General features: G+C 56.0%; 18 protein-coding genes. 11 read left to right on the forward strand and 7 right to left on the reverse strand.

Annotated features, from left to right (window positions below):
- Positions 1 to 145 precede the first annotated feature (145 nt).
- The 8 genes from B0B07_RS12665 (at position 146) to B0B07_RS12700 (ending at position 9,029) form a co-directional block, all read left to right on the forward strand.
- Positions 146 to 1,705 carry a long-chain-fatty-acid--CoA ligase gene (locus B0B07_RS12665; protein WP_076759427.1) on the forward strand — a complete coding sequence of 520 codons (1,560 nt, stop codon included), beginning with the start codon at positions 146 to 148 and terminating at the stop codon, positions 1,703 to 1,705.
- Between the two features lie 135 nt (positions 1,706 to 1,840).
- Positions 1,841 to 3,820, forward strand: a complete 1,980-nt coding sequence (locus tag B0B07_RS12670) for a S9 family peptidase (protein ID WP_076759428.1) — start codon at positions 1,841 to 1,843, stop codon at positions 3,818 to 3,820.
- A gap of 18 nt (positions 3,821 to 3,838) precedes the next feature.
- On the forward strand, positions 3,839 to 4,387 hold the full coding sequence (locus B0B07_RS12675) for a GNAT family N-acetyltransferase (RefSeq protein WP_076759430.1): 549 nt from the start codon (positions 3,839 to 3,841) through the stop codon (positions 4,385 to 4,387).
- Between the two features lie 154 nt (positions 4,388 to 4,541).
- The gene (locus B0B07_RS12680; protein WP_076759775.1) at positions 4,542 to 5,162 is read left to right on the forward strand and encodes a LysE/ArgO family amino acid transporter; all 621 of its coding nucleotides are present in this window, start codon (positions 4,542 to 4,544) and stop codon (positions 5,160 to 5,162) included.
- 5 nt (positions 5,163 to 5,167) lie between these two features.
- Positions 5,168 to 5,716, forward strand: a complete 549-nt coding sequence (locus B0B07_RS12685; RefSeq protein ID WP_076759431.1) for a DUF4240 domain-containing protein — start codon at positions 5,168 to 5,170, stop codon at positions 5,714 to 5,716.
- A 58-nt stretch (positions 5,717 to 5,774) separates the two neighbouring features.
- The gene (locus B0B07_RS12690) at positions 5,775 to 6,413 is read left to right on the forward strand and encodes an HAD family hydrolase (RefSeq protein ID WP_076759433.1); all 639 of its coding nucleotides are present in this window, start codon (positions 5,775 to 5,777) and stop codon (positions 6,411 to 6,413) included.
- Positions 6,414 to 6,769: 356 nt separating this feature from the next.
- Positions 6,770 to 7,102, forward strand: a complete 333-nt coding sequence (locus B0B07_RS12695) for an ArsR/SmtB family transcription factor (RefSeq protein ID WP_159438448.1) — start codon at positions 6,770 to 6,772, stop codon at positions 7,100 to 7,102.
- Positions 7,095 to 9,029: a heavy metal translocating P-type ATPase gene (locus B0B07_RS12700; RefSeq protein WP_076759435.1), complete on the forward strand. Its 1,935-nt coding sequence runs from the start codon at positions 7,095 to 7,097 to the stop codon at positions 9,027 to 9,029. Before B0B07_RS12695 ends, B0B07_RS12700 begins: the two co-directional genes overlap by 8 nt.
- A 63-nt stretch (positions 9,030 to 9,092) precedes the next feature.
- Here B0B07_RS12700 and B0B07_RS12705 read toward each other — a convergent pair whose 3' ends face one another.
- The 4 genes from B0B07_RS12705 to B0B07_RS12720 all read right to left on the reverse strand — a co-directional run bounded on the left by B0B07_RS12705 (position 9,093) and on the right by B0B07_RS12720 (position 13,435).
- The gene (locus B0B07_RS12705) at positions 9,093 to 10,310 is read right to left on the reverse strand and encodes an ABC transporter permease (protein ID WP_076759436.1); all 1,218 of its coding nucleotides are present in this window, start codon (positions 10,308 to 10,310) and stop codon (positions 9,093 to 9,095) included.
- Entirely contained in the window at positions 10,307 to 10,987 is a 681-nt protein-coding gene (locus B0B07_RS12710) for an ABC transporter ATP-binding protein (RefSeq protein WP_076759438.1), read from the reverse strand. The genes B0B07_RS12705 and B0B07_RS12710 overlap by 4 nt, the downstream gene beginning before the upstream one ends.
- Positions 10,971 to 12,308: an efflux RND transporter periplasmic adaptor subunit gene (locus tag B0B07_RS12715; RefSeq protein WP_076759439.1), complete on the reverse strand. Its 1,338-nt coding sequence runs from the start codon at positions 12,306 to 12,308 to the stop codon at positions 10,971 to 10,973. Before B0B07_RS12715 ends, B0B07_RS12710 begins: the two co-directional genes overlap by 17 nt.
- A gap of 512 nt (positions 12,309 to 12,820) precedes the next feature.
- Positions 12,821 to 13,435, reverse strand: coding sequence for a YdhK family protein (locus B0B07_RS12720; protein ID WP_076759441.1), 615 nt, complete (start codon positions 13,433 to 13,435; stop codon positions 12,821 to 12,823).
- Positions 13,436 to 13,596: 161 nt separating this feature from the next.
- Here B0B07_RS12720 and B0B07_RS12725 point away from each other — a divergent pair, with 161 nt between their 5' ends.
- The 3 genes from B0B07_RS12725 to B0B07_RS12735 are packed head-to-tail and all read left to right on the forward strand — an operon-like array spanning position 13,597 to position 16,220.
- Positions 13,597 to 15,006, forward strand: a complete 1,410-nt coding sequence (locus B0B07_RS12725) for a sensor histidine kinase (protein ID WP_076759443.1) — start codon at positions 13,597 to 13,599, stop codon at positions 15,004 to 15,006.
- Positions 14,978 to 15,649, forward strand: coding sequence for a response regulator transcription factor (locus B0B07_RS12730; protein ID WP_200805819.1), 672 nt, complete (start codon positions 14,978 to 14,980; stop codon positions 15,647 to 15,649). Before B0B07_RS12725 ends, B0B07_RS12730 begins: the two co-directional genes overlap by 29 nt.
- A gap of 34 nt (positions 15,650 to 15,683) precedes the next feature.
- Positions 15,684 to 16,220, forward strand: a complete 537-nt coding sequence (locus B0B07_RS12735; protein ID WP_407643876.1) for a GNAT family N-acetyltransferase — start codon at positions 15,684 to 15,686, stop codon at positions 16,218 to 16,220.
- A 94-nt stretch (positions 16,221 to 16,314) separates the two neighbouring features.
- On the opposite strand, the gene B0B07_RS12740 is transcribed toward B0B07_RS12735, so the two are convergent.
- The 3 genes from B0B07_RS12740 to B0B07_RS12750 all read right to left on the reverse strand — a co-directional run bounded on the left by B0B07_RS12740 (position 16,315) and on the right by B0B07_RS12750 (position 18,193).
- On the reverse strand, positions 16,315 to 16,644 hold the full coding sequence (locus B0B07_RS12740) for a four-helix bundle copper-binding protein (RefSeq protein ID WP_076759445.1): 330 nt from the start codon (positions 16,642 to 16,644) through the stop codon (positions 16,315 to 16,317).
- A 180-nt stretch (positions 16,645 to 16,824) separates the two neighbouring features.
- On the reverse strand, positions 16,825 to 17,592 hold the full coding sequence (locus B0B07_RS12745) for an STAS domain-containing protein (RefSeq protein WP_076759447.1): 768 nt from the start codon (positions 17,590 to 17,592) through the stop codon (positions 16,825 to 16,827).
- Complete coding sequence (locus B0B07_RS12750; RefSeq protein WP_234982400.1) at positions 17,546 to 18,193, reverse strand: cobalamin B12-binding domain-containing protein; 648 nt, start codon at positions 18,191 to 18,193, stop codon at positions 17,546 to 17,548. The genes B0B07_RS12745 and B0B07_RS12750 overlap by 47 nt, the downstream gene beginning before the upstream one ends.
- Between the last annotated feature and the right edge of the window lie 25 nt (positions 18,194 to 18,218).

Below are 18,218 nucleotides of genomic sequence, written 5' to 3' on the forward strand. Positions count from 1 at the left end.
GCGGCGTTAACTGGAAATTCTTTGTTTTTATGTTCTTCCTCTGGTTTTGCCGTCGTTCGCCGGGTTGTATTGTCGAAATTATTCTTATATAATAGCAATGGGGATTAAATGAATGACTGTTCATTCAACCAAGGGGGATGGCTATATGAATCTCGTGACGCGCGTGCATCAGACGTCACAGGAGGAACCGGAAAAGATTGCGTATCATTTCATGGGCAAGGACACCACCTATGCCGAATTCGACCAGACCGTCGGACGGTTCGCGTCTGGTCTGGCGGATCTTGGAATCGGGGAAGGGGACAACGTGGCATTCCTGCTCGGCAATACGCCGCATTTCCTGATTTCGCTTTATGCGACGATGCGGATCGGCGCAACTGCCGTGCCGGTCAACCCGATTTATTCGCCGGAAGAAATTGCGTTCATCGTCAACAACAGTGATGCGAAGGCGGTCATCGCGCTTGATGCGCTGCTGCCGCTCATCGAACGGGCAGACGGGGCGTTCCCCAAAGTGGACACGTACATCATCGCCGAGACGAATCCGGACACGCCCGGGAAAATCGCCGCCATGCCCGAATCCGTCCGCAGCAAAGTGAAACCGTTTACAGGGATCATTGCCGGTGCGTCCGGCCAGGCGGATGTGCAGGAGGCCGATCCGGACGGCACAGCGATCATCCTGTATACGTCCGGGACGACAGGTCATCCGAAAGGCGCAATGCTGACCCACCGGAATCTGTATTCCAACGCCCGGGATGTCGCCGATTATCTCGGGTTCAGCCCGGAAGACCGCATTCTCGCGACACTGCCGGTGTTCCATGTGTTTGCGCTCACCGTCGTCGTGAATGCGCCGCTTCTGCGGGGCGCCGAAGTCCTGCTCGCGCCGAAGTTCAGCCCGGCCGACGTGTTCCGGCTCATCCGGGAAAAGAAGGCGACCATTTTCGCAGGCGTGCCGACCATGTACAATTTCATGTACCAGTATCCCGAAGGCAGGAAAGAAGACTTCGAAACGGTCCGCCTGGCGATTTCCGGCGGATCGTCGCTGCCGGTCGCACTGCTCCATAACTTCGAGGAGAAGTTCGACGTCCGGGTCTCGGAGGGGTATGGACTGAGCGAAGCGTCTCCCGTCACGTGCTTCAATCCGCTGGACCGGGAGCGGGTGCCTGGCTCGATCGGCACGAATATCGTCAACGTCGTGAACCGGGTCGTCGATGAATTCGGCGAGGATGTGCCGGTCGGGGAAGTCGGCGAACTGATCGTCCGGGGTCCGAACGTCATGAAAGGTTATTACAAGCAGCCGGAAGATACGGCGGTCGCCCTCCGGGACGGCTGGCTGTATACGGGGGATCTCGCCCGCCAGGACGAGAACGGCTACTTCTACATCGTCGACCGGAAAAAAGACCTGGTCATCGTCGGCGGCTTCAATGTCTATCCGCGGGAAGTCGAGGAAGTGTTGTACGAACACCCGGCCGTCGTCGAAGCGGCCGTCGTCGGCGTTCCCGATCCGAACTACGGGGAGGCGATCCGTGCCTATGTGGTGAAGAAAGAAGGTGCTGCGGTGACCGCGGACGAGCTGAAGGCGTATTGCGGCCGGAAGCTCGCCAAGTACAAAATTCCGGCTGACATCGAGTTCCTCGACGAGCTGCCGAAAAACACGACCGGCAAGATTCTCAGGCGTTCGCTGAAGAACATGGCGACGAACAGCCGATGATCCCGGGTGATTAGGACTGGTGGAGCGGATTGCTCTGCCGGTCTTTTTTTTGGGCCGTTGCGTGTTCTTTCGGAGTTGTTCCGCAACTCGAAATAGTTTAGAATGTTGATAGGTTTTGCAAAGGGGGAGTTTAAGATGACGAAGAAGAAAATCACCGCAGAGTCGTTGTTTGAGCTTTATTCCGTGACGGATCCGCATCTTTCGCCGGACGGCGATGAGGCGGTATTCATCCGCACGCATATGGACAAAAAAGAAAACAAGTATGTCTCGAACCTGTTCCACGCCGACCTGAAGTCGGGAAAAGTGACACAGTGGACGCATGGCAAAGGCCGGACAGGCCAGCCGGAATGGTCGGAGGATGGCGCGAAGGTCGCGTTCCTGTCCGACCGTGACGGCAAGAACCAGCTGTTCGTGATGCCTGCCGCAGGCGGGGAAGCAGAACAGGTGACCGAATTCGCGAACGGTGTCTCCTCGTTCGTCTGGTCGCCGTGCGGCAAGAAGATCTGGGTGAACGGAACCGTCAAGCAGGGCAAGACGTTCACGGACAAAGAAGACGAGAAGAAAGACGATAAACAGCCGGAGCCGGTCCGCGTGACGAAAATGAAGTACAAGGCGGACGGGCTCGGACTGCTGCCGCAGGACCAGTTCCGCCAGATCGGCTCGGTCGACCTGAAGTCCAAGGAAGTGACGCAGTTCACGGAAGGCGATCACCAGCACTCGCTGAACGCCGTTTCTCCGGATGGCAAGCACATCATCTTCAGCGTCAACCGCGCAGAAAACCAGGATTTCGAGTTCCGCGGCACGCTGTATCTGGCTGATGCGGAAACGAAGAAAGAGACCGTCATCATCGACGAAGAGGGCTACTACGGGGGGGCGGCATTTTCTCCGGACGGCCAAAAAATCACCTTCATCGGCGCAGACCGCCGGCTGGAAAATGCCACCCATGCGGATGTGCATGTATATGACATCGGATCGGGCACACGCACCGTGCTCACCGAGTCGCTCGACGCGCCGGTAGGGGATATGGCGGTCGGCGACTTCCAGCAGGGCGCCAATGCACCGGCGGTCGTCTGGGCAGGCAACGCCTCGCTGTACTTCCAGGTGTCGGTGATGGGCGATGTCCGCCTGTACTACGCGACACTGGAAGGCGAGCTGTATCCGGCCACACCGGAGGACGAGCATGTCTACGGCTACGACATCTCCCGCGACGGCAAGACCGCGATCATCGCGGTCAGCGACCCGGTGAACCCGGGCGAGCTCGCCGTACAGGACATCGCTTCGGGCAGCCGCAATGCGCTCACTTCATTCAACGGGGAATTCCTCGGCGGACACGAGCTCGTCAAGCCGGAGCCGATCGTGTTCAAGGGCCCGGAAGAACGGGACGTCCACGGCTGGATCCTGAAGCCGGCCGGATTCGAAGAGGGGAAGAAATACCCGCTCATCACTGAAATCCATGGCGGCCCGCATGCGATGTACGCGAACACGTTCTTCCATGAACTGCAGTTGCTGGCGGCGCAGGGCTATGGCGTCCTGTACGTCAATCCGCGCGGCAGCCACGGCTATTCCCAGGAGTTCGTCGATGCGGTTCGCGGGGACTACGGCAACGGGGACTACGGCGACATCATGGCCGGAGTCGACTATGCACTGGAGCACTGCGACTGGGTCGACCCGGACCGTCTTGGCGTCACGGGCGGCAGCTACGGAGGATTCATGACGAACTGGATCGTCGGCCACACCGACCGATTCAAATCCGCCGTCACCCAGCGCTCAATCGCGAACTGGATCAGCTTCTTCGGCGTGTCCGACATCGGCTACTACTTCAGCGAATGGCAGCACCGCGCCGCGATGGACAACGTCGATGCGCTGTGGGACATTTCCCCGCTGAAATATGCGGCGGACGTGAAGACCCCGCTCCTCATCCTGCACAGCGAGAAAGACTTCCGCTGCCCGATCGAACAGGCAGAGCAGCTGTTCATCACGCTCAGGCACATGGGCAAGGAAACCGAATTCGTCCGCTTCCCGGAGGCCGACCACAACCTGTCCCGCAACGGCCTGCCGAACCTCCGCATCGAGCGGCTCGGCGAGATCACGGGCTGGTTCGAGCGCTACTTGTAAGAGAAGAGGAAGAATCATTTGAGTTATACAGACAAAGGTACGACCATCCGCCCGGTCCGCGAAGAAGACCTCCGGCGGCTCTGGGAACTCAGCTTCCGGGACAAAGATCCTGAATGGAAACGCTGGGACGCCCCGTATTATCCGCACTCCACGATGACGTGGGAGGCATTCCGCGAGAAACGGGCCAACCTCGTCGGCCAGGACGATTTCTGGTTGATCGAGCGTGACGGAGAAGTCATCGGCATGGTCAGCTGGTACTGGGAACACGAGCCGTCCCGCTGGCTTGAGATGGGCATCGTCATCTATGAACCGCAGTACTGGGGCGGCGGCATCGGCACGACCGCCCTCCGGATGTGGAACGACCATCTGTTCAGCACGATGCCGCTCGTCCGCACCGGCTACTCGACCTGGTCCGGCAATGAGCGCATGATCCGTGCCGGCGAGAAACTCGGCTTCAAGATGGAAGCCCGCCTCCGCAAAGTCCGCTACTGGAACGGAGAATACTACGATTCAATTCGGATGGGGATGCTGCGGGAAGAGTGGGAAGAGCTGAATAAAGAGCGGTAAGGGAGAAAGCCGGCGTGTCCAATGAGGATGCGCCGGCTTTTTTAAGTGAGTGAGTCGCATTGACCTTCGAGTGCGTCGCAATCACCTGAACACCATAGCGTACGCCGGAATTTTCCGCTAATATAAGAGTCAGATAGAAGACAGGGGAATGGCGATGGGTGCTGCATGGCTGCATGGAATGATCCTGGCGCTGGGGCTGATCCTGCCGCTCGGAGTCCAGAACGTGTTCATCTTTAATCAGGGGGCTGCCCGGCGCCGGCTGTCGGGCGCGCTGCCGGCAGTCATCACGGCCGGGATTTGCGACACGGCGCTCATCCTGCTGGCGGTGACCGGCGTGTCGCTCATCGTGCTGAACTTTGCATGGCTGAAGAATCTGATCTTCCTGGCCGGGGTCGTGTTCCTGGTTTACATGGGCTGGTCGATTTTCCGGAGTGCGCCCGGCCAGTCCGGCGGGACGTCCGGAGACAGGCAGATCTCTCCGAAGAAGCAGATTTTATTCGCGGCCTCGGTCTCGCTGCTCAATCCGCATGCGATCCTCGATATCATCGGGGTGATCGGGCCGAGTTCCATCTCTTATTCAGGCCGGGAACTTGCCGGTTTCACGATCGCCTGCATCACGGTGTCCTGGATCTGGTTTTTCGGGCTCGCCTTGGCCGGAAAGGCGATCGGCAACCTGGACACGGGCGGCCGGTTTCTGAAGCGGCTGAACCAGGCATCGGCCCTGCTCATCTGGGGAATCGCCCTGTATCTTGCATTTCAGCTCATAGGGGAGTGAACCGAATGGATAAAACGAAATTTTGGAACCTGATCGAACAATCCAGGAGATCCGGTGAACAGGCGGAATGGCTGCTGGAGAAACTGTCGCAGGAAAGCCTGGAGGACGTGCTCGATTTTGAATGGATCCTTCAGGGGCTGATGCAGGAAAGCTATCAGTCCCGGCTCTGGGGAGCGGCTTATGTCCTCATGGGCGGCTGCTCCGATGACACGTTTGACTACTTCCGCGGATGGCTGATCGGGCAGGGAGAGACGGTGTATGAACGGGTCGTCAATGATCCGGAATACCTGGCCGAATACATTGATGAAGACAATCTGGATGATGAGGGATATCCTCAAAACGAGGAACTGATCTCTGCCGGAGCGGATGCCTACACACTCATCAAGACAGGCGACACCGAATGGGACGATGAGGCTTACGACGAACTGCTCGATCAGCTCGCCGGGCGTGGCCTGCCGGCAGAACCGGAAATCGAATTTGACTGGGAAGAGGATGACCTGGAGGAGATGTTCCCGAAACTGTGGGAGCGGTTCGGGGAAGAGCCTCTGGGATGACTTAAAAGAACGGTTCGGTTTTCCCGGCAGATACGATTGGTTCGAAGGGAGATGACGTATGTATAAAAATATCATTTTTGATGTGGACGGAACGATCCTGGATACAGAGACAGCAATTTTAAATTCACTTCAACAAGTCCTGCGGGAAGAAGGCCGGGAATATTCCCAGGATGAGCTGAAGTTTGCGCTGGGCATCCCGGGAATGGATGCATTGCGGATACTCAAGGTGGATGAGATGCAACGCGTGCACGCCAAATGGTCAAAGACCGTTCTGGATTTCTCGCATGAAGTTCGGGTGTTTGAAGGGCTGAAAGAAGTAATCAGCAAGCTTTCTGGCAACCCCGGTCTCAAAACAGGGATTGTGACGTCCAAAACGAAACAAGAGCTGATCGATGAATTTGACCCGTTTGACATGAACCACCTTTTTGGCTGCATCACTTCTGCCAGTGATACGGACAACCACAAGCCCCACCCGGATCCCCTTTTGCATTGTCTGAACGGGCTGGACGCGGATCCGGACAACTCGCTCTACATCGGAGATTCGATTTACGACATGCAGTGCGCACATGGCGCAGGCGTGAAGTTTGCGCTCGCGTTATGGGGCGCGAAGACGACGGACGGTTTCGAAGCGGCGGATTATGTGCTGAATGAGCCTGAAGACATTCTGAAACTCCTCGGAATCGGGACGGAATCCTGAATCCTTGAATGAATTAGAAGCCGGAGCCTCAAAGACGGGCTCCGGCTTTTTCGTGCCTTTCTTGGCACAGCGCCGACAATGGCTCTTTGGTGAGATTTGACGGGATTTGTAAGGGTTCGCAGGGGCTCGCGGGGGGTTGGTAGCGGCTCACGGACAATAGGTAGGGACTCGCAGGCAGTTGGTAGGGATTCGTAAACAATAGGTAGGGATTCGCAGGCAATTGGCAGCGACTCGTTTGACCCCGCAAAAAATTAAGGCTATCCGTAGACTTAAATTTTCAGATAGTGTACACTTGACCTGTAAACATATGAACAATTCATCATATATTAATGGATATAAGAACAGGAGAGATGGGGATGACCGGACAGGAAAACATGCAGGAGACCGAAATGCTGAGCCCGGAGGTGGAACAGGATATGGCTGCCCTGTTCCAGGCATTGTCCAACCCGACCCGGATCAAGATTCTTTACTTGCTGAAGCAGCAGTCGCTCACGGTGACAGAGATCAGCAACCGGCTGGATGTGTCTCAAAGTGCGGTGTCGCACCAGCTCAGGGAGTTGAAGCTTGCGCGTCTCGTCAGGAATCAGAAGCAGGGCCGGGAAATGATTTACCGGCTGGACGATGATCATGTCCACCAGATTTTCCATATGGCGATCGAACACGTAAAGGAGATCTACAATTATGAGTGAACTGTCGACGAATCATGCTGCCAGGTCGTGCGGCCACAACCACGAACATGATCACCAGCACGGCGGGAACCTCGCCGTCATCCTGTATTTCACCGGGCTGGCCGCTTTTCTGATCGGACTTTTCATCGGTCCGGACATGTGGAAGGCGATTTTGTACATCACGGCTCTCGTCGTCTCCGGCTACCACATCATCATCGAGGGGTTCGCCGACACGTTCAGGCAGACGGTACTCAAAAAGAAACTCACGCCGAATGTGCATATTTTGATGACCCTCGCCGCGATCGGGGCTGTCATCATCGGAGACTACCGGGAAGCGGCGCTCTTGATCCTGATCTTTGCCGGAGCCCATTTCCTGGAGCACTACGCGGAAAGCAAAAGCAACAAGGAAATCACAAGTCTTCTGAAGCTGAACCCGACGACCGCCAGGCGGATCGGCGCCGACGGAACGGTTGAAATCGTCGACGTCTCCGCACTGAAGGTCGGCGACCGGCTGTCCATCCTGAACGGCGATCAGATCCCGACGGACGGCATCGTGACGTCCGGCAGTTCGACGGTCGACCAATCCTCGATCACGGGCGAAAGCATGCCGGTCGAGAAGAAGGAAGGAGATGACCTGTTCGGCAGCACGATCAACGGCAGCGGGACGCTGACGATGGAAGTGACGAAAGACAGCTCCGAAACGGTGATATCAAAGATCATCCAGCTCGTCAGCCAGACGCAGAACAATGTGTCGAGGACCGCAGCGTTCATCAAGCGGCTGGAGCCGGTGTACGTCAACATCGTCCTTCTCCTGACTCCGCTGTTTTATCTGCTCGGATACTATGTATTTCAATGGGGCGCCTATGAAAGCTTCTACCGGACGATGGTCTTCCTCATCGCCACTTCACCGTGTGCACTTGCGGCGACCGACATTCCGGCCACCCTGTCGTCAATCAGCAACCTGGCTAAACGCGGCGTCTTGTTCAAAGGCGGGTCCTATCTGTCGAACCTGTCCGACCTGACTGCTGTGGCGTTCGATAAAACGGGGACCTTGACAACCGGAAAGCCGGTCGTGACCGATACGTACTTCGGTGATGGGGTGACAGCAGAGCAGGAAAACAAACTGGCGCAAATCATCGTGTCGATGGAAAGGAAGTCCAACCATCCGCTCGCGCAGGCGATTCTGAAACATTACCCGGATGTGGCCCCGCTTGACCTTGAAGTGGAGAACCTGATCGGCACCGGGCTTGTGGCCAAAGTGGACGGCCAGGTATTCAAGATCGGCAAACCGTCGTCTTATGGGACTTTTTCCGGTGACTTCCATACGCGGACCGAAGCGTTTGAAAAGGAAGGGAAGACGGTCGTTTATTTCGGCAATGAGGAGGAAGTGCTCGTCCTTGTCGCCATCCAGGACGTGCCGAAGGAAACATCAGAACAGGCCATCCGGTACCTGAAAGAACAAAACATCCATACGGTCATGATCACCGGCGATGCGGTTCGCACGGGTGAAGCGATCGGCCGGACGCTCGGAATCGATGAAGTGCGGGGCAACGTGATGCCCGAGGAAAAAGCGAGCATCATCACCGATCTGAAAAAGACCTATCCGGTCACCGCCATGGTCGGGGACGGAGTGAACGATGCGCCGGCACTAGTGGCGGCCGACGTCGGGATCGCCATGGGAGAGGGGACGGACATCGCGATCGACGTGGCGGATGCGGTCCTCATGAAAAACGACTTGATGAAATTTGCCTACACCCATCGAGTCGCGAAGAAACTGCGGAAGGTCGTCCTGCAGAACATCGTCATGGCGCTGGCGGTCGTCATGTTCCTCGTGATCGTGAACCTGAACGGCAACATGAATATGACATCAGCGGTCATTATCCACGAAGGCAGCACGCTCGCCGTCATCCTGAACGGCCTGCGGATGCTCAAAGGGATGGAAAACTGAATTCCCGCATCCGATTAAAACAAGCCGGAGCCCGCATCAGCGCGGGCTCCGGCTTGTTTTTGCTTATTCATACCTCAACGCATCGATCGGGCTCAGCTTGGAGGCTTTGTTCGCCGGCAGGATGCCGAAGACGATGCCTGTGAAAGAGGAGAAGAGGATGCCGATCACGACGACGATCGGATTGATGATCGGGGTGAACGGCAGGAACATGGCAGCGACGGCCGTGATGAGCGCCGCGAAGCCGATGCCGATCATGCCGCCGAGCGAGGTCAGGGTGACCGACTCGATGAGAAACTGGCCGAGGATCTGGCCGCGTGTCGCGCCGAGTGCTTTGCGAAGGCCGATCTCCCGTGTCCGCTCGGTGACCGAGACGAGCATGATGTTCATGACGCCGATGCCGCCAACAAGCAGCGAAATGCCTGCAATGCTGCTGATGAACAGCGTGATCGTCAGGTAGAAGCTGTCGAATTCCTCGACGAATTCGGTCATATCCTGGGCAATGTACATGCCGCCATCGGTTGCCGTCAGCTCGTTCAGCTTGTCCGCCGCAGCGTTACCGGTGTCGAACAGGGTTTCCGGATTGTCTGCAATGACGCTGATCGTATCGATCTCGGGAGCGCCGAACATCATCGAGATGAGTGTGCGCGGCATGAGCATCTGGCCGTTCGAGAAGTCATCCAGCTGCTGGAACTCCGGAGGCAGGGTCGTCTCAAAGACACCGACCACCTTGTACGGGTTGTTGTCGATCTCAATGATGGCACCGACCGCTTCTTCGTCATCCTTGAACATGTTTTCGCGCGTGAGCGAGTCGATCATGACGACCCGCGAGTAACTGTCATTGTCCCGCGTGTTGAGCCTGCGGCCTTCGAGCAGCTTGATGTCCTTGGCGATGAAGTACTGGTTGTCTACGCCAAGCATTTCCATATCGGCATTCTTTTCGTTATGGATCATCGAGCCCCAGCCGCTGTTTGTGCCGAGCACATATTTGACGCCGGGGACTTCTTTCACCTGGTCAAGCTGGTCACCGCTCACAGCCGGCGGATCCACCCAGATGAATTCCCCGTTTTCCTCCATTTCCATCTGCTCGAAATAAAGAGGCACTGCGTTCTCATCCGTGTTGAACATCTCATCGGCCAACTGCTTGCGGGCACCGTCGCCGATCGCCACGACGATGATGACCGCACTCACCCCGATGATGATCCCGAGCATCGTCAGGATCGACCGGACTTTGTGGTTCCAGATCGAGGAGAGGGCGACGACGAATCCTTCCCAGATGTTCATGCCGTCACCTTCCTGTCTTCCACGATCATCCCGTCCCGCAGGACGATGATCCGGTCCGTATAAGCGGCGATCTCTTCCTCATGGGTGACGATGATGACGGTCTTGCCTTCACGGTTCAGTCCGGTGAGCAGTTCCATGATCTGAGCCCCTGTTTTGGAGTCGAGGGCGCCCGTCGGCTCATCCGCCAGAATGACGGACGGATTGTTGACGAGTGCCCGTGCGATCGCGACCCGTTGCTTCTGACCGCCTGACAGTTCGCTCGGCAGATGGCTCATCCGGTCTTCCAGGCCGACTTTCTGCAACAGCGCACGCGCCCGTTCGATCCGCTCCTTTTTGGACACGCCGGAATAAATAAGCGGAGTCTCCACGTTCTTCTGTGCATTCAGCCGCGGCAGCAGGAAGAACTGCTGGAAGACGAAGCCGATATGTTCATTGCGCAGCCGTGCGAGCTGCTTTTCATTCGATTCCTTCACATCCTCGCCGTTCAGCGAATACACGCCGTCCGACTGCTTGTCCAGGAATCCGATGATGTTCATGAGCGTCGACTTGCCGGAGCCGGAAGGGCCCATGATGGCGACAAACTCCCCGTCGCCGATCTCCAGGTCCACGCCCCGGAGCACCGGGACGACAAGGCTTCCGGCACCATATGATTTGGTGATGTTACTGAGCTTCATCATGTTCAGAATCCTCCGCTTCGGATTCAGCCGGTTCGTCGGCCGGCGCTTCCTCCGACTCTTCCGGGGCTTCCTCGACGGTGCCTTCTTCGGTCGTTTCCGCATCCTGCATGCCTTCCGATTCGTTCACGTAGTCAGGCACCTTTGAACCTTCTTCGAGGCCCTTATCGGGAAGGATATACGGGTTTGTGACGAGCAGTTCGCCGGGCTCCAGGCCTTCCGCCACGCCCGCGAACTCGTCGCTCATCTCGCCGAGCACGATTGTTCGCTTTTCGAGCATGTTGTCGTTGTTGATCACCCAGACGAACTCATTGCCGTCTTCATCCATATCGAGCGCCATATGCGGAATGGCGATCTGCTCGCTTTGCTCGAGGTCGGATACGTTGATCTCCAGAGACACGTGGAAGCCCTGGCGGAGATCTGCCGTATCGCCGGCAAGCGTGACGGTAAACGGATACATCGTCACGTTGCCGCCTCCGCCGCCGTAGTCTTCCATGCCGCCCTGATCGCCTTCAGGGAAGTGGGAGACGCTTTCAATCGTGCCGTCCCAAGTCCGGTCCTTATAGACCTTCGGCCGGATCACGACCGGCTGGCCGTGCTTCACCTTCACCGTGTCAAACTCGCTCATCGAACCGATGACCTTGAACGGTCCGCTTGAGATGATGTGGACGACCGGTTCCGACGAGCCGTTTTCGGACGGCTCGATGTTTTTGTTGACCTTCACGACCGTGCCGTCGATTTTACTTTTGACGGTCAGCTTTTCCTTTTGCACGGCGAGCTCATCGATCGATTGCTGGGCAGAGCTCACTTCGTCCCGGATGCCTTCGATCTCCATCTCAAGCCCGACAATTTCCTTGGATGCCGCGTTGATCTCTTCTTTCGTCACTTCCGGGTTTTTCTTCATATCTCTCAGCTGCTTCTGGGAAGCAGCCAGTTCATCGTTTGCAATGCGGAGACGCTTGTTCGTCAGGTCGCGCGTGCGGACCGCCTTGTTGAACTCGGAGATGATCGCCGAGTCATCATACGTGAACAGCGGGGTTCCCGCCTCGACCTTGTCGTTTTCGGCGACGAGGAACTCTTTCACTTCTCCGTTCTCCGCCTCGTGATAAACCTTTTGCTCGTCGCTCGGGATGATTTGTCCTGTGACAAGGATCGTCTCGCCGAGTTCCTGGAGGGCAACCGGCTGTACCGTCACCGGCTCCTCAAATTCTTCTGATGCATGTCCCGACATCAGCAGGATATCTTTTAGAAGAAATCCTCCCGCCCCGAGAAGGACGACGGCCAACACGATGACCCCCGTCCAGATTTTCGCTTTCTTGCTCAATGTTCCCCCTCCTCATGATCGCCACCGCTGCTTGTTCTTTGTCTTTGCAGTCGGTGAATGTTGACCTGCGACAGCCGCACGTTCCTACTGTATCTCTTGTTAAACCGGCAGGCGTAAAATGCTCAGGCCGCCGATCCCGGATGACTCACACATTTCTGGTTTCCATAGAATGGTTGATCATCCTATCTACATTATACGATAGCCGTTGATTACACGGCTATCGATTTTGTGATGCTTTTGACACAATTCCATCAGAAATGATCAATATTTTGAAAAATGATCATTTCGAATGTCTATGAGTGACAAATTTCCGCAGGCAGGTCTTTAAATAAGACACCATCCGCGGCAGGAAGTTTCACATTACGGCCGGGATTTGGCACTATTTTTAGAAAAACCGGACAGAGGAGCAAAAAGCGGCTGCCGGAGATTGCAGCCGGGTCAAATAAAACGCGCCTGGCAGCGCGAACATTTGCTGCCAGGCACGTCTTTTTCGGAGACGCACCGGCAGATGGTTATTCTGCCGAGAGTTCGTCTTCCGTCACCCATTTGTGGTTCTTCACTTCCTGATCACTGTCTTCCGGGACGAAATCGACCATGTAGACGGTTGTCTGCTGTGCGGAGTCGATCGTTGCTTCCGCCCCTTCCATGCCGGGCATATGATCCGCTTTCAGCACGGCGGTCGCACCCGGCTTGAGCGGTGCGTCTCCGGGGTTCTCCAATTCTTCATGGATGACCCATTTGTGGTCCTTCACCGGCTCGCTGCCGTCCGTCGGTGTATAAGAAACCGAATAGACCGTCGTCTCATATGCACCGCTCACGGTCGCCTCCACACCGTCCATCCCCGGCATATGGTCGGCATGCATCATCACTTTGGTGCCAACCGGATAGGCGGGGGATCCCGCTTCCTTCAGCCCTTCCGGAACTTCACCGGTTCCGCCGTGCATCATATGGTCCATGCCGCCATTCTCCGCTGAACTGTCCTCCTGCCGGGACTGTTCGGTCGTTGCGTTATCCGTGTCACCGGCAGCACCCCGGTCCTCCGTCTTTTCTCCCGCCTGGCATCCGGCCAGGAAGAGGGCGAGCGCCCCTGCAGTAATGATTCCATGCCGCTTCAGTCGTCCCTTCATCATAAAACCTCCCAGATCCATTCTCGTCATAGCATACCCAATCCGGGTGCAGAGACGGTGCAGAAGCCATGAACGATTGCTGAAGGTTCCGGTGCCCTGCACCAAAAGTGCTTTGAACTGGTTTAGAATGTAGAAAGACTTAAAGAGGAAGGGGAAGAGCGATGCACAGGAAACTTTCGGTCCGCCTGGGGATTTTGCTGTTCGGCCTTCTTCTTCTGATTGAGCTGGTGCTGTACGCGGTCCTGTACGTCACACTCGTGGATGAGCGCTCAGAGGAAGTGATCGGGCAGCTTCTGGCGAGAGGGAACACCCACCGGAATGCGCTGGAAGACGTTTATGATGATTCCACGCTGAGCCATGTGGCGATGATGGAATCGGCGTCCAGATTCACGGTGGTCATAACGGATGAAACCGGCGGGGTGATCCGCCAGTCGGATCCCTTGGACACAGACCTGCAAGAATGGTTGAAGCAATCGGAAAGAGCAGAAGGGCCGCATGGGGGACGCATTCTTGAATCGGCCTGGAGAAACCATGATTATATCGTCACGGACAGCCCGATTGTGCTCGACGGCAACCATGCGGGACATGTCCTGATGTTCGCACCCTCCGGGATGATCCGGCAGATGGTGGCTGAACTGGGCAGGCGCTTCATGACAGTGGGCGGCCTGTCCGTACTGATCACACTGGTCGTCATTCCGGTTCTGACCCGGTTCATCACCCGGCCACTCCTTCAGATGAAGCAGGCGACCGAACAATTGGCAACGGGCGGAAGTCTTTCCGGACTTGATGATGCCCGGACGGATGAATTGGGAGACCTGGCCCGGTCGATCGGCCAGTTGTCGGCAGATCTCGACCGGCTGAAGGCCGAGCGCAATGACTTCCTGGCGAGCGTGGCCCATGAACTCCGCACACCGATCACTTACATCAAGGGCTACGCAGATCTTGCCGCAAGGCCGGACACTCCGGAGGAAAGACGGAAAGAGTACTCGGCCATCATCAGAAGAGAGGCCGGACATCTGAGCGTGCTCGTCGGGCAGCTGCTCGACCTTGCCCGCCTGGACCGCCCCGACTTTGCCATCCGGACCTCCTCCGTCCGGCTATCGGAGCTGGCCGGATCGGTCATCGACCTTGTCGGCCCCGCCTTCACCGAAAAAGGCGTCCGGCTGATCTGCAAGGTTCCGGACAATCTGTCGGCGGAGCTGGATGCGGCACGGTTCCAGCAGGTCCTCCTCAACCTGCTGGATAATGCGCTCCACCATACCCCTTCCGGGAAGGCCATCACGCTGAGTGCCGAATCGTGGAAACAGGGGATCCGGATCCGGGTGGACGATGAGGGGGAAGGCATCCCGACAGAGGAACTCACTGCAGTTTTTGAACGTTTTTTCCGGGTGGACAAGTCAAGGTCCAGGAAAAGCGGAGGCACCGGCCTCGGCCTCGCCATCGCCAAGGAAATTGTTGAGGCGCATGGCGGAACGATCCGGGCGGAAAGCAGTCCGGGGAAGGGTGCCTCGATGATCATCACGCTTGAAAGGGGGAGAAGACGTGGCATGCATCCTGCTCGTAGACGATGAACCGATGATGCTCGACCTGCTGGAGCTGTATCTGCAGCCGAACGGCTTCCGCTGCTTGAAGGCGGAAAGTGGAACGGAAGCGCTCAGGCTGCTGGAGTGGAAGCAGCCGGATCTGGTCATTTTGGATATCATGATGCCTGCCATGGACGGCTGGGAGGTGTGCAGGAGAATCCGTCAGTCCTCTGATGTGCCGGTTCTCATGCTGACGGCAATCGATGAGACGGAGGCGGTCGTAAGGGGGCTCGAGACCGGAGCCGACGATTATATGGCCAAACCGTTTGAGGAAGAAGAGCTGATTGCGCGCATCCGGGCCCTTCTCCGCCGCAGCGGGAAGAAAGAGATCATTGAGACGGATGGCCTGGTATGGGAACGGGAACGCTTCCGGCTCACATACGGCAGCCGGGTGATCCCGCTGACGCCGAAAGAGTTTGAGCTCCTAGGACTGCTCATGCAGAAACCCGGGCGTGTATTCGACCGGGACAGCCTGCTCGGACATGTATGGGGATGGGACACGGAAACAGAAAGCCGGACCGTTGACTCGCATATCCGCAACCTGAGGGAGAAAATCCGCCGGACCAGCTTCCCGGTAGACCGCCATCTTGTGACGGTCAGGGGAGTCGGTTATAAGTGGGAATTGGAATAGGGCAATAGTTCATGCCGGAAAATAGGACCGCTTCATGCAGGTCAGGGCAAAGGGGGAAGTTGGTTTGAAGGTTTCTCTTGAGAGAGTGGATCAAGAGGACATGGTGATTTTTAGAAACCTGTATTCGCTTTATCTCCATGACCTCTCGCGGTTCACTGAAAATCTGGAGATCGCATCCGATGGTTCGTTTCAATTTGACGGTCTGGAAGTGTTGTGGGACAAAGAAGGATTTTCTCCGTTTTTTATAAAGCATTCGGACGAACTAATCGGCTTTTTACTGCTGTTGGAACGTCCGCTCCTCAAGAAAGATAATGACTTCGGAATAAACGACATGTTCATCCTGAATAAATTCAGGGGCAAAGGGTTCGGGCAGCAGACTTTGGAACGATTGTTCATGGATAAGCCCGGAAAGTATTTTGTCATTGAGCTCTCGGAGAATCGGCCGGCGGTCATGTTCTGGAAGAAGATCTACCGGCAATTCCATATCAGGTTTGACGAAAGAGAAGAGTCGATTGATGATGAACCATGCCTGGTCCAAACATTTACTGTCGGAGCCGATCATCCATATTAACTTTGCCGTACACCAGGCGGCCTACATAAAAAGACTGCAGAGACGGAGGGGAGACCCTTCCGTTCTGCAGTCTTTTTTGTGTGCAAACAGTCCGTCAGGCGGCCAGGGTCCTGCACGCTTCCGCACATTTCATGCAGGCGTCCGCACACTTCTGGCAGTGCTCGTGATCATGCTTCTTGCATTCATTTCCGCAGGCCTCGCAGATTTCTGCGCAAACTTTGGCCAGCTGGGCGACGAACGGGGAATTGCGGCTGATGGCGGATTCAAGGAAACCGCACATATCGGCGCATTCCCGGTCGAGCCGGATGCACTCCGCCATCATTTTTACGTCTTCTTCCTTCAGGCACGCATCGAAACAGTGATTGCATGCCTCCATGCATTCGTGAAGGACGGACAAAAGCTCCTGATGTTGTTCGTGTGACATGAGAATCAGCCTCCTGTGATAGTGGTGTCACTCCACTCTTCCCTGACCCGGCGTTAGAGAAACAGATATCCCGAAACTCCTTGGAAACTGCATAAACTCCAAGATGCAAGAAACGGAATATCAAAAGCGGAAGTCCCTTCAAGGAAACTTCCGCCTGGCCGGTGGAACACAGATCCGGTTTCAGTGATTCAGATACACCCTTAACTCTTGCTCGAGTGAATGGTTGAACTCGACCCATTGTTCCAGATGATAGTGGTTCAGCACTTTTGCCAGATCAGGCTTGATGCCGATGAGTTTAATGACATTGCCGGTCATAAAGCTGAGTGTCTTCACAAGCTGGATGAACTTTTCCACTCCGTCCGTCCTGACCTCGCCGACGGCTGTGAGATCGAACAGGATGATTTCATAATTGCCTTTGAAAACGGACTGCAGGCAGCTTTCAGAAATGGTGTTGATTTTATCAGCGGTGATATCCCCGAACAACGGGATCATGCATAACTCGCCTGAGAGCGGAATAAACGGACCGGACAGTTCATCCAGGCGTCTGAGCACTTGTTCGAGTTCTTCTTTTTTCTCCAAAAGCTCGAAATCCGTCTCTGCCAGGCGGTGTTGGATCGCCATCAGTTTCTGGGTCAATTTTTCGTTGGCGCTGTCTTTCGGCAGCAAGATCATATTGGCATGATCGTCCAAATCCCACTGCAGATGCACGTCGAACAGGGCCAAAGCCCGATCTTTTGTTTTCATATTCAGCTCGAACTTGACAGAATCCAATCCCGACACCCAGCGGAACTGACTCAGCTTTTTGATGGATTCTTCGTCGATGATAGAGTTGATATGCCCTTTGCTGAGGTCGAAACGCTCCTGGGCGAGAGCCGATGAGCCTGTGATTTTTCCTTCCCGGTCAACTCTCAAATACGGAAGAGGAAGCGGTAGATCCAAATCCTGCATGTTTCTTTCCTCCCGTCTCAAAGTGTCGGAGCCATTGTTCAGTTTCCGGAAGGTCCCGTAGAATCACGGTGTCTGCGGAACAATAGGGACGTAGATCGTAAAGACCCGCCAGACGACCCCCGAGAAGAACCGACGGACTGTCCGGCAGGGCGGCAAAAGCTTCCGCATAGTCTTTAAGTTTCGGCAGATGATAAACAATGCCGACCGACAGCCCGATCACATCCGGCCGCCAGGTTTTCGCGAAATCGAGGGCGTATTCCAAAGGCAGGCTCGGCCCTAAATACCGTGTCTCCCAGCCCTGTTCCTCAAAAATGCTGTTCACCATCTTTAAGCCGATATAATGCTGCTCTCCGTCAAGGCAGAGGAACATGGCTTTCCGGCCGGATCGCCTTTTGTCGGGATGAAAGGCAAGTTTGGACAAGACGAAGTCGCAGGTCGCGGTTGCCAGATGTTCATCTGCGACCGTGATTTCATTCATCTCCCACAGGTGGCCGACCTGTTGCATGGCAGGTGTAAGCAAATTTTGATAGACATCCAGCCTGGACACCGCGGGATAACGCTGGATGCACTCCCAGGCTTTATCCGCATCGCCTTCAAGCAAAATAGATGCAAGCGTCCCAATGTGC

This window comes from Edaphobacillus lindanitolerans (assembly GCF_900156305.1).
GTDB classification, from domain to species: domain Bacteria; phylum Bacillota; class Bacilli; order Bacillales_A; family Planococcaceae; genus Bhargavaea; species Bhargavaea lindanitolerans.

What these genes read in the sequence shown, in the direction of transcription:
- B0B07_RS12735 (WP_407643876.1), top strand. Translation starts at nt 15,684, where the DNA reads ATGCAGGTCAGGGCAAAGGGGGAAGTTGGTTTGAAGGTTTCTCTTGAG.
- B0B07_RS12690 (WP_076759433.1), top strand. Translation starts at nt 5,775, where the DNA reads ATGTATAAAAATATCATTTTTGATGTGGACGGAACGATCCTGGATACA.
- B0B07_RS12680 (WP_076759775.1), top strand. Translation starts at nt 4,542, where the DNA reads ATGGGTGCTGCATGGCTGCATGGAATGATCCTGGCGCTGGGGCTGATC.
- B0B07_RS12700 (WP_076759435.1), top strand. Translation starts at nt 7,095, where the DNA reads ATGAGTGAACTGTCGACGAATCATGCTGCCAGGTCGTGCGGCCACAAC.
- B0B07_RS12725 (WP_076759443.1), top strand. Translation starts at nt 13,597, where the DNA reads ATGCACAGGAAACTTTCGGTCCGCCTGGGGATTTTGCTGTTCGGCCTT.
- B0B07_RS12705 (WP_076759436.1), bottom strand. Translation starts at nt 10,310, where the DNA reads ATGAACATCTGGGAAGGATTCGTCGTCGCCCTCTCCTCGATCTGGAAC.
- B0B07_RS12710 (WP_076759438.1), bottom strand. Translation starts at nt 10,987, where the DNA reads ATGATGAAGCTCAGTAACATCACCAAATCATATGGTGCCGGAAGCCTT.
- B0B07_RS12740 (WP_076759445.1), bottom strand. Translation starts at nt 16,644, where the DNA reads ATGTCACACGAACAACATCAGGAGCTTTTGTCCGTCCTTCACGAATGC.
- B0B07_RS12745 (WP_076759447.1), bottom strand. Translation starts at nt 17,592, where the DNA reads ATGCAGGATTTGGATCTACCGCTTCCTCTTCCGTATTTGAGAGTTGAC.
- B0B07_RS12720 (WP_076759441.1), bottom strand. Translation starts at nt 13,435, where the DNA reads ATGAAGGGACGACTGAAGCGGCATGGAATCATTACTGCAGGGGCGCTC.
- B0B07_RS12670 (WP_076759428.1), top strand. Translation starts at nt 1,841, where the DNA reads ATGACGAAGAAGAAAATCACCGCAGAGTCGTTGTTTGAGCTTTATTCC.
- B0B07_RS12695 (WP_159438448.1), top strand. Translation starts at nt 6,770, where the DNA reads ATGACCGGACAGGAAAACATGCAGGAGACCGAAATGCTGAGCCCGGAG.
- B0B07_RS12665 (WP_076759427.1), top strand. Translation starts at nt 146, where the DNA reads ATGAATCTCGTGACGCGCGTGCATCAGACGTCACAGGAGGAACCGGAA.
- B0B07_RS12685 (WP_076759431.1), top strand. Translation starts at nt 5,168, where the DNA reads ATGGATAAAACGAAATTTTGGAACCTGATCGAACAATCCAGGAGATCC.